This is a genomic window from Nocardia sp. BMG111209, assembly GCF_000381925.1.
Taxonomy (GTDB): domain Bacteria; phylum Actinomycetota; class Actinomycetes; order Mycobacteriales; family Mycobacteriaceae; genus Nocardia.
In genome coordinates, this window is sequence record NZ_KB907309.1 from 836979 (window position 1) to 851418 (window position 14440).

General features: G+C 70.2%; 11 protein-coding genes. 2 read left to right on the forward strand and 9 right to left on the reverse strand.

Going from position 1 to position 14440, the window contains the following annotated elements; all coding sequences use genetic code 11:
* Positions 1 to 233: 233 nt before the first annotated feature.
* Positions 234 to 2093 (reverse strand): glycosyltransferase family 39 protein, encoded by a 1860-nt coding sequence (locus tag G361_RS45885; RefSeq protein ID WP_019931809.1) that lies wholly within the window; start codon positions 2091 to 2093, stop codon positions 234 to 236.
* Between the two features lie 110 nt (positions 2094 to 2203).
* Here G361_RS45885 and G361_RS0135015 point away from each other — a divergent pair, with 110 nt between their 5' ends.
* The gene (locus G361_RS0135015; protein ID WP_026343879.1) at positions 2204 to 2569 is read left to right on the forward strand and encodes a glyoxalase; all 366 of its coding nucleotides are present in this window, start codon (positions 2204 to 2206) and stop codon (positions 2567 to 2569) included.
* 108 nt (positions 2570 to 2677) lie between these two features.
* Entirely contained in the window at positions 2678 to 4570 is a 1893-nt protein-coding gene (locus G361_RS0135020; RefSeq protein WP_019931811.1) for an ABC transporter ATP-binding protein/permease, read from the forward strand.
* Here the strand turns inward: G361_RS0135020 and G361_RS0135025 are convergent.
* Genes G361_RS0135025 through G361_RS0135060 form a run of 8 tightly spaced genes read right to left on the reverse strand, consistent with a single transcriptional unit; the run spans position 4551 to position 14437 of the window.
* Entirely contained in the window at positions 4551 to 5720 is a 1170-nt protein-coding gene (locus G361_RS0135025) for an LLM class flavin-dependent oxidoreductase (protein ID WP_019931812.1), read from the reverse strand. The genes G361_RS0135020 and G361_RS0135025 overlap by 20 nt on opposite strands.
* On the reverse strand, positions 5717 to 7078 hold the full coding sequence (locus G361_RS0135030; RefSeq protein ID WP_019931813.1) for an NtaA/DmoA family FMN-dependent monooxygenase: 1362 nt from the start codon (positions 7076 to 7078) through the stop codon (positions 5717 to 5719). The genes G361_RS0135025 and G361_RS0135030 overlap by 4 nt, the downstream gene beginning before the upstream one ends.
* An 8-nt stretch (positions 7079 to 7086) precedes the next feature.
* A complete protein-coding gene (locus G361_RS0135035; RefSeq protein WP_019931814.1) occupies positions 7087 to 8166 on the reverse strand; it encodes an LLM class flavin-dependent oxidoreductase in 1080 nt (359 codons plus the stop codon).
* Positions 8163 to 9791: an ABC transporter ATP-binding protein gene (locus G361_RS0135040; RefSeq protein WP_019931815.1), complete on the reverse strand. Its 1629-nt coding sequence runs from the start codon at positions 9789 to 9791 to the stop codon at positions 8163 to 8165. Before G361_RS0135040 ends, G361_RS0135035 begins: the two co-directional genes overlap by 4 nt.
* Positions 9788 to 10747 (reverse strand): ABC transporter permease, encoded by a 960-nt coding sequence (locus G361_RS0135045; protein ID WP_019931816.1) that lies wholly within the window; start codon positions 10745 to 10747, stop codon positions 9788 to 9790. The genes G361_RS0135040 and G361_RS0135045 overlap by 4 nt, the downstream gene beginning before the upstream one ends.
* 27 nt (positions 10748 to 10774) lie before the next feature.
* A complete protein-coding gene (locus tag G361_RS0135050; RefSeq protein WP_026343881.1) occupies positions 10775 to 11731 on the reverse strand; it encodes an ABC transporter permease in 957 nt (318 codons plus the stop codon).
* 7 nt (positions 11732 to 11738) lie between these two features.
* On the reverse strand, positions 11739 to 13343 hold the full coding sequence (locus G361_RS0135055; RefSeq protein ID WP_019931818.1) for an ABC transporter substrate-binding protein: 1605 nt from the start codon (positions 13341 to 13343) through the stop codon (positions 11739 to 11741).
* Complete coding sequence (locus tag G361_RS0135060) at positions 13340 to 14437, reverse strand: LLM class flavin-dependent oxidoreductase (protein ID WP_019931819.1); 1098 nt, start codon at positions 14435 to 14437, stop codon at positions 13340 to 13342. Before G361_RS0135060 ends, G361_RS0135055 begins: the two co-directional genes overlap by 4 nt.
* Positions 14438 to 14440: the final 3 nt, after the last annotated feature.

A 14440-nucleotide genomic window follows, 5' to 3' on the forward strand; every position in this document is an offset into this window, starting at 1 on the left:
ATCCGTATCCCCCCTTTGCGGAATCGCCGAGCGATTTCCGTGGGCGGAATCGCCGAGCGGTTTCCGGCCGGTGATCTCACCACCGACAGGCAGGTCGGGTTTTCGGCCGTCCGGTAACTGGGCGTGGCAACCGGCCGCCGGACCGCCCCGTCGACCGGCGCGGGATCCGGCTCGAATACCGCTGCCCGGCAGCCGGTCTCGTGGAGACCGGCTGCCGGATGAGGTCATTCACCTCACGGATGCCCGCACATGTACGCGCCGACCGTTCCCTCGTCGCCGGGAAGGTGCTTGCAGTGCTGCACGATCCACTGCACCCGAGGGTCGCCGGACGGGGTGACCAGCGCGAAGCCGATATCGCCGTGGGCGACCAGACGAGCCAGATCATCGGTGGTGAGGGCCTGGGCCATACCGGTGAAGCCGCCGAACGGGGGGATCTCGGCGCCGGTGCTGAAGATGAAGGGGGCGGCCAGGATCGAGGTGTAGGCGACGGCCGGATCGTGCGCCGCCGGGAACGCCTTGTGCGCGGAGGCGACCAGTTTCGGGCCGGTGTTCATCGCGTCCCGGACCACGTCGTGGGTTATGTGGGCCTGGGTCGCCGATTCGAAGGGCGTATCGAGGCCGCTGTATCCGTCCTCGACCACCGAGGCGGCGGCCACTGCGGGGCCCGCCAGCACCGCGATCAGCAGGACGATCGCCGTTGCGGCACCGCGCAATCCGATGGCGATCAGGCAGGCGAGCAGGGCCACCGCGACGGTCGTCCAGCGCACCGCGACGGGGGCGGGTTGCAGCAGCCACCAGCCGTACAACACCGTGACGAGCGCGGCCGGCACGGCGACCACCCGCTGGGCGGATTTCGACCCGTGCACCGATTCGACTGTGCCCCAGCCGATCAGCGCCGCCACCGGGGCTGTCAGCGCCGCGAGGTAGTACGGGTTGATCGTGCCCGCCGCGAGGAATACCGCGACGTACACCAGCAGCCAGCCACCCCACAGGATCACCGCTGCCCGCTGCACGGCAGCAGCGGAATCGGCAGTGCGGTCGGTGGATGTACCCGTGCCGGTACGCCGCCACACCAGCACCGCGACCACGATCAACACCAGCAGCGCGAGTGGGATCAGCCAGCCGATGTCGCGGCCGCCCGCTCCGGTGAAGAGGTGATTCAGCCGGTCGTCGGGGCCGAGTACCAGTTGGTCTCGGTAGTTCACGCCGCCGGGAGCCATCGAGAAGTTGGCGGCGCCCACGGTGAAGCCGCTGTCGGTGCGGTCCGCACCGTTGTAGACGAAAACCTGATCGAACAGCGAATCATGGTTGCTGCCGTCCACATACGGGCGGTGGCGGGTCGGAATCAGGCTCACCACGGTCATCCAGCTCAGCGACACCACCGAGGTCACGGCCCCGAAACCCACGATATCGACCAGTCGGCGCACCGGCCGCACGCCGGTGCGCGCCACCAGATAGGCCAGCGCGAGGACCGGCACGATCAGCCAGGCCTGCACCATCTTCGCCTGGAATGCCAGTCCCACGAAAATACCTGCGTACCAAAGGTTCCGGGAGTTGCCGAACTGCACCGCGGCCAGCGTCCGGTCGACGGCGAGCACGAGCAGCAGAACCAGCAGCGTGTCGGAGATGTTGCCCCGATCGAGTGCCACCGTCACCGGGGTCGCGGCCACCACCACCGCGGCGACCAGGCCCGCGGCGGGTCCGGCCGTGCGCCGCACCGCGCGGTACAGCACCAGGATGGTGAGCACCCCCTCGATCACCTGCGGCAGGGCCAGCGCCCAGACGTGCGGGCCGAACAGCCGCACCGACAGCGCCTGCACCCAGAACGCGCCGGGTAACTTGTCGATGCTGATCAGGCCGTCGGGGTCGAAGGCGGCGAAGAAGAAGTCGTGCCAGGACGAGGCCATCGATCGGACGGCGGCCGCGTAGTAGATGTGCGGGACCAGTACGGTGATACCCCACGCGTAGCTCACGGCCGCGACGGCGGCCACGAGCAACAGGGCCGGTCGGGCCCAGCAGGGCTGATCGTCGGGAGAACGCCAGAACTGCCACCTGATACCGCCGGTGGCCCGCGGTAGCGCGAGTGCGGTCACAGGTCCACTATCGAAACGCCGCGCGGGCGGGTCAATCGAATTGCGGGCGAATCAACCTGCCGGCCAGCCGATTTCCACCTACGGGTGGAGACGGCGACTACGCTGGGAGCGTGCTCCATCATGTGCAGGTCGGCTGCCCGCCGGGCGGCGAGGATCGCCAGCGCGCCTTCTACACCGGCGTGCTCGGCTGGGTGGAGCTGCCCAAGCCGCCGCTGCTCGCGGCGCGCGGCGGCTGCTGGTTCCGGATTCCCGGACGCGGCGGACCCGACAGTGAACTGCACGTCGGGGTGGAGCCCGATTTCCGGCCCGCCCGCAAGGCCCATCCCGCGTTCGTGGTGGACGCCGATACCACCGCCGTCGCGCTGACCGCCGCGGGTAGCCCGGTCACCTGGGCCGATCCGGCGGAGATTCCGGGACGGCGGCGTTTCCACTCCGAGGACGGCGTCGGGAACCGGCTCGAGTTCATCGACGGCTGATCGGCCGTCACGCGGGCATATTCCGGGCGTCGCATCCGACGTCCGCGGCCATCCAGCAACTACTGTGACATCGCCGCCTGTCGTGGCGCCGTCCCACCTGCTCGCCCTGTGACCGACTGTGCCCGTGAACGACCGGAGGCCACGCTGACCGAGTCGCTGGATTGGGGTGCCGAACCGATCGAATCGGTGCGGTGGCTGGCGATCGTCTTCGTCCTCGCGGTGACCGCGTGCGCGGTGGTGGGCTGGCTGGCCCTGCGGCTCACCGAGTGGGGCCGGCATTTCGACCGGGTGACCGGCGCCTTCTTCCACGGCCGCACCGGCGCGGTGACCCTCGGCTACGCCGCGGTGCTCGTGCTGATCACGGTGACCGCGGTCAAGATCCAGGTGCTGACGTCGTATCAGGGCAACGACATGTTCTCGGCCCTGCAGTACGCGGCCGAGGCGATCGGCCGCGGCGACCGGGCGGCACTGCACACCGCGGCCGGTCGCTTCCGCAACTCGCTGGTCGTGTTCGCGGTACTGGCCGTGATCGATGTGGCGCGCGCGCAGCTGGACTATTACCTCGGCCAGCTGTTCGAGATCCGCTGGCGCCGCTGGCTGACCGATCGGATGGCCGGCGACTGGATCGACGACCGGGTGTACTACCGCAGCCGCTTCCTGGCCCATCCGACCGACAACCCCGACCAGCGCATCCAGCAGGACGTCGGCGACATGATCTCGATGGCCCGCTCGCTGTCGCTCGGCGCGTTGTCCGCGGTGGTGTCGGTGGCGTCGTTCGCCTGGATCCTGTGGCGGCTGTCCGGGCCGCTGAACATCCTCGGTATCGAACTGCCGCGCGCGATGGTGTTCCTGGTACTGGTCTACGTGCTGGTGGCGAGCCTGGTCGCGTTCCGGATCGGCCGTCCGCTGGTCGGGCTCGGATTCCGCTATCAGGCGGTGACCGCGCACTTCCGGTATTCGCTGGTCCGGCTGCGGGAGAACGCCGAGCCGATCGCCTTCTATCGCGGCGAGGCGGCCGAGGAACACGGCCTGCACGCGCGCTTCGAGGAAGTGCTGCGGGTGTATCGGAGCCTGGTGAACCGCACCACCATGCTGATCGGCTGGAACCAGACCGCCACCGAGGCGGCGTTCGTGGTGCCGTGGTTGCTGCAGGCGCCGCGGTTCTTCGACGGCCGGTTGACGCTCGGTGACGTGCAGCAGACCGGATCGGCGTTCGGGCAGATCCAGACCTCGCTGTCCTATTTCCGCAACAACTACAACACCTTCGCCGCGTTCCGGGCCACGCTGGCACGCCTGGACGGCCTGCTCCACGACGACGACCGCACCCGGCGGCTGCCGCGGGTCAGCACCCGGCTCGAGCGGCGCGCGGTCGACCTGGCCGATATCAATCTGTCCCGGCCCGACGGCACCCGCCTGGTCACGGATCTGAACCTGCGGCTGTCCGCCGGCGACGCGGTGGTGATCACCGGTCCGTCCGGATGTGGTAAGACCACATTGCTGCGCGCGCTCGCCGATATGTGGCCGTATGTCGACGGGACGATCGGCCGCCCCGAGGACGGCCGGGTGGTGTTCTCACCGCAGATGCCGTATCTGCCGCTGGGTCCGCTGCACGCCGCGGTCATCTATCCCGGCCTGCCCGGCTGCCTGTCCGACGACGCGCTCGCCGACGCGCTGCACCGGGTACAGCTCCACGATCTGGTGCCCCGGATGAACGAGGACGCCAACTGGGCGATGGTGCTGTCGCCGGGCGAACAACAGCGCCTCGCCTTCGCCCGGATCCTGCTGATCGCCCCGGAGGTCGCCTTCCTGGACGAGGCGACCTCGGCCCTGGACCCGGACATGGAGGCCGCGCTCTACACCCGGTTGCGCGCCGACCTGCCCGATCTGGTCCTGGTCAGCACCGCGCACCGGGAGACGGTGATGCGCCTGCACACCGATCGGCTGGAGCTCACCGGCGCCGGATCCTGGACCTACGCCCCGGTCAGCGCGACCCGTTCGTGACGGCCGCGTCCGCCGGCGCGCTCCCGTTCACCCCGGTCAGACCCCATTCCCGGGCCAGCAGCCGGTGCGAGGTCAGCCGATCCGCGTGCCGGAAGGTGACGCTGGTGATCACGATCTCGTCGGCGCCGGTCAGTTCCTGCAATGCGGTCAGCCGCGCCGCGACCTGCGCCGGGGTGCCGACGAACTGGGTGGCGAGGCGATCCTCGATCAGCTGCCGCTGTTCGCCGGTGAGCGCGCCCGCGGTATCGGGATCCTGATACGCGGCGGCGCCCTCGCCACTGCGGATGCTGTACACCCAGTGGCCGTAGCTGGCCGCGAGCCGCTGCGCGGTCCGCTCGTCCTCGGCGACCACTACATCCGCGGACACCACCAGATACGGCTTCGGGTGCCGCTCCGACGGCTTGAACGAATCCCGGTACGCGGCAACGGTTTCCAGGATGGTTCCGGGCGAGACGTGATAGTTCGCGGCGAACGGCAGGCCCAGTTCCCCGGCCAGCCGCGCACTCTCACCGCCGCTGGATCCGAACAGCCACAGCTCGATATCGGCGCCCTCACCCGGAACCGCGTGCAGCGCAACACCGTCCGGGGTCTGATAGCTGCCGTCCAGCAGTGCCCGGATCTCGTTCACCTGCCGGGTGTACTCGATCGGCTCCGCACCCGGCAGTTGCAGCGCCGCCTGCCCGGCCAGCAGCCGCGACAGGTTCAGGAACTGCCCGGGACTGAACGGCGGCGGGATCACCACACCGTCGCGCACCTCGGTCTCCCGCGGCGGTGTGGCAGGCGCGGCGCCCTTGTCGCGCAACTGCGTGCCCCGATGTCCGGAGCGTCCCAGGCCGAGATCCAACCGGCCCGGGTGCAGCGCGTCGATGGTGCCGAACGCCTCCACCACCGAGGCCGAGGTGTGATGGCCCAGTTGTACCGCGGCCGAGCCGACCCGGATGGTTTCGGTCGCGGCGGCCACCAGCCCGATCAGGGTGATGCTGGCCGAGCTGGCGACCTGCACGAAATGGTGTTCGGCCAGCCAGAATCGGCGATATCCCCAGGCCTCGGCCTGCCGCGCCAGGTCGATGGTGTTGCGCAGAGCCTGTTGGGGGGTCGATCCGGCGCTCACCGGCGACAGATCGAGAACGGAGAGTGGGATGCCGGTCATGAGGCGCGTACTCCTTCGCTGGTCCGATGGGGATGGCGCAGGCCCAGATGTTCGCGCAGGGTCGTGCCGGTGTATTCGGTGCGGAAACTGCCGCGGTCCTGGAGTTCGGGGACGACCTTCTCGACGAAGTCGTCGAGGCCGCCCGGCGTCAGGTGCGGGACGAGCACGAAGCCGTCGCAGGCGTCGTGCTGCACATAGCGATCGATCTCCGCCGCCACCTCCGCGGGGGTGCCGACGAACTGCTGCCGCGCGGTGACCGCGATGATCAGCTCGCGGATGCTCAGCCCCTCGGCCTCGGCCCGGGACCGCCACGCGTCCGCGACCGCGCGCGGATCCTTGGCGTGCCGGACCCGGCCGCGGGTGATGTTCACATTGTCCGCCGGATCCACGTCGGGCAGCGGGCCGTCCGGGTCGTAGCCGGAAAGGTCACGGCCCCAGACCTGTTCGAGGAAGGCCAGCGCGGTCTGCGGGCCGACCTGCTGCCGCCGGATGTGCCGGGCCCGCTCCTGCGCGTCGGCGGGGGTGTCGCCGAGTACATAGGTGGCGGCGGGCAGGATCAGCAGATCGTCGCGGGAGCGGCCGTATTTCGCGAGCCGGCCCTTCACGTCGCGGTAGAACTGCTGCCCGTCCTCGAGTTCGCCGTGCATGCTGAAGATCGCATCGGCCTTGGCGGCGGCGAACTCCCGGCCCTCGGCGGAATCACCGGCCTGCAACAGCACCGGATAACCCTGCGGGCTCGGCGGCAGTACGAACGGTCCCTCGATATCGAACTGATCGCTGTGGAAACGCACGGTCGCCGGTGCGGCGGTGAAGATTCCGCGGTCACGGTCGACGATCGGCGGTGCGGACCAGCCGTCCCACAGCGCGCGGGTGGCGTCGATCACCTCGGCGGCGCGGGTGTACCGCTTGGCATGTTCGAGATAGCCGCCGCGGCGGAAGTTCTCGCCGGTGAAGGCGTCCGAGGAGGTGACCGCGTTCCAGGCGGCCCGGCCGCCCGAGAGGTGGTCCAGCGTGCCGAATTGCCGTGCCAGCTCGAAGGGTTCGTTGTAGGTGGTGTTGATGGTCCCGGCCAGCCCGAGCCGGGTGGTCACCCCGGCCAGCGCGTTGAGGACGGTGAGGGTGTCGGGCCGGCCCACCACGTCCAGATCGTGGATCCGGTCGCGGTGCTCCCGTAATCGCAGTCCCTCGGCGAGGAAGAAGAAGTCGAACAGCCCCCGCTCGGCCGTGCGGGCCAGGTGTACGAAGGAGTCGAAGTCGATCTGGCTGCCCGAGTCGGGATCGCGCCACACGGTGGTGTTGTTGACGCCCGGGAAGTGTGCGGCGAGATGAACCTGTCTGCGTACCTGTGTATCCGGCATCTCTCTCCTCAGGCGGTCGGAGCGTAGCGATCGACGGGACGCGGCAGACCGAGCCGATCCCGCAGGCGGGGAGCCAGTTTCGGCAGCGCGGCGGTGAAGGCGGCCACCGCCAGCGGCCGCAGCACCACCCCGTCGCCCGCGCCGGTGGCGTGGATGCGCCCCAGCAGTTCGCGCAGCGTGTCCGCGGTTCCGATGTGCCGCAACGTGTTCGGATCGGCGGTCGGCGTCCACACCTCCAGTTGCGCCACGTCCACGACGGCGTTCTCCTCGGTGGCGGCGAGGTGCACATCGAGGTCGACCAGCACCGAGACCCGGTCGGGATCGCGGCCGGCGGCGGCCACCGCGGCGCGTACCTCGGCGCGGGCCTGTGCGGCGGCGGCGAGATCGGCCGCGGCGACCCGGATCACGTCGGCCCGCCGGACGGCCACCGCGGTACTGTGCGGATCGGCCGCGCGGATCACCACGATCGGCTGCCCCTGCGGCGGCCGCGGCGTGATCGAGGGGCCCTTCACCGAGAAGTGCTCGCCCACATAGTCGATGTAGTGCAACTTGTCCCGGTCGATGAACCGGCCGGTGGCGGCGTCGCGGATCTCGGCGTCGTCCTCCCAGCTGTCCCACAACCGGGTCACCACCTCCACGGCCTCGTCGGCCTCGGCCCACAGCGAGACCTCGTCCTGTTCGGCCTTGCGCCCGAACAGCGCCGACTGCCCGCGCGAGACCGTGACCTCCCATCCGGCCCGGCCGAGGGTCGCGAAATCGACGCTGGCCACCGCCTTCGACACGTGGAACGGTTCGGTGTGGGTGACGGGAACCTGCGGGATCAGCCCGATCCGGTACGTCGCGGCCGCGGCGCGCGCGGCGACGCCGACCGCCTCCAGCCGGCCGAGCGCACCCACGGGTTGCAGCGCGAACGAGTCGGGCAGGAAGACGAGATCGAGTCCGTACCGGTCCGCCGCGGTGATCGCGTCCAGCCAGTAGCCGGCGGTGAACAGTTCCTCGGCCCGCGAGTCCGGGCGCCGCCAGGACGCCGGATGCGCTCCGGTGCCGGACAGTTCCACTCCCAGGAGCAAATTCCTGCGTGCGGTCATCGGGGAGTCCTTTCGACGGGAGCGCGCCGCCCGCCCGCCGTCCCCGCCGAACCCGGGACGGCCGACAACAGCTCTCGGGTGTATTCGTGCGTGGGCGCGCTGAAAATGTCTGCGGTAGCGGCCGTTTCGACGATGCGGCCGTCGCGCATGACCGCCACCCGATCCGCGATACGGCGGACCACGGCCAGATCGTGGGTGATGAACAGATAACTCGAATGCAGTTCGGCCTGCAGGTTCTCCAGCAGGGTGAGAATCTGCGCCTGCACCGAGACGTCGAGCGCGGAGACCGGCTCGTCGAGCACCACCAGGTCCGGGCGCAACGCCAGGGCCCGGGCGATGGCGACCCGCTGCCGCTGGCCGCCGGACAGTTCGGCCGGCCGCCGGGCCGCGTACGCGGCGGGCAGTTCGACCTGGTCGAGCAGTTCCCCGGCCAGCCGCGGCCGATCCCGGCGCGGCGCGAGCCCGAAGGCCCGCAACGGCTCCGTCACGATGGCCTCGACGGTGAGCTTGGGATTCAGTGCGGCATAGGGGTTCTGGTACACGACCTGGATGCGGCGGCGCAGTTCGCGCAGCCGGTTACCCTGCACCGCACCGAGATCCACGCCGTCGAAGGTGATGCTGCCCGCGTCGGCCTGCTCCAGCCGGGCCAGGATACGGGCCGTGGTGGTCTTCCCGGAACCGGATTCGCCCACCACGGCCAGGGTTTCGCCGCGGTCCACATGCAGGGTGACATCGTCGACGGCCGTGAGGGTTTCGCGGTGACCGAGATGGAAGGTGCGGCGCAGTCCGGTGGCCACCAGCAGCGGAGTGGCGGCGGCCGGGCGGGTGGGGCGGGTCGCGGTGTCCAGGCTCGGCGCGGCGGCCAGCAGCCGCTTCGTGTACTCGTGCCGTGGATCGCCGAGAATATCTGCGGTGGAACCGGTTTCGACGATCTCGCCGCCGCGCATCACCACGATACGGTCGGCGCGGTCGGCCGCCACGCCCAGATCGTGGGTGATCAGCAGCACGGCGGTGCCGGATTCGGCGGTGCGGGCCGCGAGATGATCCAGGATCCGTTTCTGCACGGTGACGTCCAGCGCGCTGGTCGGCTCGTCCGCGATGACCAGCTGCGGGCCGCAGGCCAGCGCGATCCCGATCAGCACCCGCTGCCGTTGACCGCCGGAGAGATCCTGCGGATACTGCCGGGCCCGCAGCTCCGGGCGGTCCAGTCCGGCGGTGGTCAGGATGTCCACCGCCTGCACCCAGGCGTCGCGGCGGGTGGCGCGGCCGTGGATGCGCAATGCCTCGGCCACCTGATCGCCGATGCGCAGCACCGGATTCAGCGAGGTACCCGGATCCTGTGGTACCAGGCCGATCCGGGCGCCGCGGATCTGCCGTAGCACCCGCGGCCCGGCATCGTCGACGCGGTCGCCGTCGAAGTGGATCCGGCCGCCGGTGATCACGCCGTCGCCGAGCCGGAGCACCGCATTGGCGAGAGTGGACTTCCCGGAACCGGATTCGCCGACCAGCGCGACCGTCTCGCCGCGCGCGACGGTCAGCGAGGCGCCGGCCACCGCCGGGACCGCCCCCGGATATTCGACGCGCAGATCCACGACGCGCAACAGCGGCTCCGCCGGCGCGGTCATCGGGCACCGTCCCGGCCCAGGGCGCGGCCGATGCGCTGCGCCGCGAGGACCACCGCGATGATCACCAGGCCCGGCAGCGTGGTCATCCACCAGGCGGTGGCGAGGAAGTTGCGGCCTTCGGCGATCAGCGAACCCCATTCCGGCGTCGGCGGTTTCGCGCCGTAACCGAGGAAGCTCAGCGACGACACCGCCAGCACCGCGACCCCGAAGTCGACCGCGGCCAGCGCCACCACGGGTGCGTAGGAGTTGCGCAGCACGTGCCGCACGAGCACCACCGGCCACCGCACCCCGGAGGCGAACGCCGCCTCGACATAGGGCGTGCGGCGCACCCGCAGAACCTCCGAGCGCATCAGCCGGGCGAACTGCGCCATCATCACCAGTCCCACCGCGAGCGCGACGTTGCGGCTGCCGACCCCCAGCACCGTCACCAGCACCAGCGCGCTCAGCAGTTCCGGAACCGCCAGCAGCACATCGACGATGCGCATGATCACGGTGTCCGCCGGACCGCCGAGCCCGCCGGACACGAGACCGATCAGGCTGCCGCCGACCAGTCCGATACCGACCGCGATCAGGGTGGCCGTCACCGAGATCCCGGCCGCGTGCACCACCCGGGTGTAGAGGTCGCGGCCGAGATTGTCGGTGCCGAACCAGTGTTCGGCGCTGGGCCCGCGCAACTTCTGCGCCGGCACACCGGTGAGCGGGTCACGCCCCGCGAACCGGCCCGGCACCACCGCCCAGCCCAGCACCACGATCAGGACCAGCACCGACAGCGCCACCGCAGCGTGTTCCCGCAGCGCCCGCGCGACCGCGCGCGGACCCGGGACAACCGCCCACGACCGCTCGGCGGAGCCGGAACGGCCGCGATCCGGCCGTATCCCGTCCGGTGGCTCCGGCCGCGCGGGGTCGCGGGGACCGGTATCGGGCGGTGCACCGCGCGTCGCCAGGAAATCGGTCATGAGCGGCTCCGATTGCGGGACAAGGGATTACACACGGACCGCACCTCTCCGCCGGAAGTGCTGTGCCACACGGGGATCCAGCACCGGATAGATCAGGTCGACGACCAGGTTGACCACCACGAAGACCGTCGCGGTGAAGACGACGATGCCCTGCACCACCGGGATGTCCTCGTTCAGCACCGCGGTCTGGGTGAGCCGGCCCAGGCCCGCCCGGGAGAACACGGTCTCCACGACCACGGAGCCGGCCAGCACGGTGCCGACCCAGACCCCCGCCACGGTGAGCGCGGGCGCCAGCGCGGGCCGCAGCACATGCCGCAACTGCACCCACCAGCGCGAGGCGCCCTTGGCGAAGGCGACCTCGACGAACGGCTGCCGCCAGGTCTGCGCCAGGCTGGTGTACAGGACCTGGGCGATCACCGCGCCGACCGGGACGGCCAGCGTGACCGCGGGCAGGATGGTGCCCTGCACGCCGGTGCCGCCGAACGCCGGCACCAGCCGCAACCGGAACGAGAACACCTGCAACAGCAGCAATCCCACCCAGAAGGTGGGCGCCGAGGCGCCGATCGGCGGCAGTGCGATCAGAAATCCACGCAGCCGGCGCTTTTCGGTGTAGGCCGCGGTCAGTGCCAGCGCGGTGCCGAACACCAGCGCCAGCGCCAGCGCGGTGACCGCCAGCACCAGGGTGGTGGGTATCGCGTCGCCGATCGCGTCGAGCACATGCTGCCCGTTGGTCAGCGAACGGCCGAGATCCCCGTGCAGCGCCCGGTCGAGTGCGGTGAGGTACTGCTGCCAGACCGGCTTGTCGAGCCCGTATCGGGCCCGCAGTTCGGCGACGGCCGCGGCGTCGAGCGGGATGCCCGGATTGGCGGCCGCCAGGGTGACCGGATCACCGGGCAACAGGTACAGCACGATGAACGAGCCGGTGAAGGCCGCCCACAGGACGGCGACGGCCTGGATCACCCGCGACGCCACGTACCGTCCCATCGGTGCCTCACTTCCCGCGTAGCCAGGCGTCGTGGAACTGCAACCGGCCCGAGGCCTCGAACTTCAGATCCACCACGGTCGCGGCGGTGCCGATGGCCTGGGACAGCTCGATGGTCGGAACCCACAGGCCCTGGTCGAGAATCGATGTCTGCGCGTCACCGATGAGCTTCGCCCGCGCGGCGGCGTCGGTACTGCCGAGTTCACCGGTCAGCGCCTGATCCAGCGCCGGAATCGGGCCGCGCGCGTTGTAGTTCTGCTGATCGATACCGAAGGTGGTGCGCAGGATGTCGCCGTCGGCGCGGGTGAGGTTGAAGTAGACCGCGTCGAAATCCTTGCTGAGCTGCCGCGCGGCGACCACGTTGGACGCCTCCTTGTCCAGCTGCAGATCGATGCCGACCTTGCGCACCTGTTGCTGGACGAGTTCCAGGATGGCCTGATTACCGTCGAAGACCGGCGCGAACAACACCCCGAACGACAGCCGCTGCCCGTCCTTCACCCGGATGCCGTCCGGCCCGGGGACCCAGCCGGCGGCGTCGAGCGTCCGGCGGGCGGCGTCGGGGTCGTAGCCGAGCCGGGCCGAAAGATCCACGTAGGCAGGGGTTTTGCTGGCCAGCGTGCCGGTGGCCGGCTTGAACTGCGGGCCCAGCACGGTATCGATCAATTCCTTGCGATCGATCGCGGTGCGCAGGGCGGTCCGCACCGCCGGATCCCGCAGCGCGCCCCGGCTGATGTTCGGCCCGATGCCGAACGGGATGCCCGGATTGGAGACGGTGAGCACCTTGCCGCCGGCGCCCTCGATCTGCGGTGCGTCCTGGGGCAGCGCGTCGCTGACCGCGTCCAGCTGGCCCGAGGTCACACTGCCGGTACGCACCCCCGATTCCGGGATGACGGTGAAGACGATCTTGTCCAGATACGCGTCACCGTGGTTGCCGAACACCGGCGAACCCCAGTGGTAGCCGGTGCGTTTGACCAGCGTCGCCGAGGCGCCCTGCTTGTATTCGGCGTAGCTGAACGGACCGGATCCGATCACGCCCTGGCACCGGTCCTCGGCCGATTTCGCCGTGGTGGCATCGGAGACCAGGCCGAGCTGCGGTGTGGAGGCCGCCTGCAGGAACTGCGCATCGGGCGCGCTGAAGTCCACCCGCGCGGTGAGCGGATCGACCACGGTGGTCCCCACGTATCCCGCGACATAGCTGGCCGCCAGCGACGCCTTGGCCGCGCCGATGGTGTGCACCAGCGCGTCCAGGTTCTTCCGGACCGAATCGGCGGTCAGCGGTGTGCCGTCGGAGAAGGTGACGCCGTCCTTCAGGTGGAAGGTGAAGGATTTGGCGTCCGGGCCGACCTGCCAGGTGTCGGCGAGCCACGGCTTGATCTCACCCGTCGCCGGATCCTGGTCGACCAGGGAGTCCACCACCTGACGCGTCACGTAGACGGTCTGATTGGTCTGCGCCTGCACCGGATCCGCGCAGGTCGGGGCCTGTGACAGCCCGTAGCGCAGCGTGCCGCCGGGCCGCGGCGGGCCGGCCTGATCCCCGCCGCCGGAGCCGGAACCGCACGCGGCGAGGGTCGTGACCGCGGCGACCGCGCCGAACAGGGCCAGGGGACGTTTCATCGAGTGGTTCCTTCGGTGGACGACGGCCGTGGATCGGCCGTGGGATGACGCTGCGCGCCGAGGGGGCGGCTGGGAATGCTGTGGCGCAGTAGGGGAGCCACCTCGGACTGGAACAGTTCGAGGCTCTCGCGATGCTGTTTGTCGGTGAATCCGTCTCCGTCCGCGGCGATATGGATCACCTCGTGACCGAAGCGGGCGTGATAGCGCTGCACCTTCTCCAGCACCTGCTGCGGGCTGCCGATCAGTGCGGAGCTGCGCTCGGCGAAATCCTCGAGGCTCGAAAAGACCGCGGGCAGACCGTGTGTGCGTCCGACGGCCTGCCGGGCCTCGAAGATCGGCCGATACGCCCGCAGCGCGTCCTGCGAGTCGCGGGCGAGGTGGAAGCCGGCGGTCCCGGCGCCGATCAGGATATCGGCCGGATCGTGCCCGTAGGCGGCCCAGCGCTCCCGGTAGTGATCGATCAGGTCCGCGTACGGCTCGATCGGATGCGTGACGTTGGCGGAGAACAGCGGATCACCGTAGCGCGCGGCCAGATCCACCGATTCGCGGCTGGTGGCGCTGCCGTGCCAGATGCGCAGGCGCGGTTGCAACGGCCGGGGCAGGGCCTTCGCGGCGGTCAGCGACGGCCGGAACCGCCCCTCCCAGGTGACGCTGTCGCTCTCCCACAGCTGCCGGAACAGTTCGTAGCCTTCACGATTGCGGTCCCACTGATCCTCGGTGGTGACATGGAACAGCTGCGCCTGCGCGGCGCCGTTACCCTTGCCGATGATCAGTTCGAGCCGACCGCCGGAGAGATTGTCCAGGGTCGAGTAGTCCTCGAATGCCCGCACCGGATCCAGCAGGCTCAGCGTGGTGACCCCGGTGAACAGGGCGATGCGGGAGGTGACGGCCGCGATGTGGCTCAGCACCACCGGCGGCGCCGACGAGATGAACGGATCCTCGTGCCGCTCACCGACGGCGAAGCCGTCGTAGCCGAGTTCCTCTGCCAGCCGGGCATTGTCGACCACCCGCGCCAGCCGCTGCGCGGCGGATTCGACCGCGCCGGTGACCGGATCCGGCGTATGCGTGATCAGGGTCAGCAACAGAAATTTCACGAC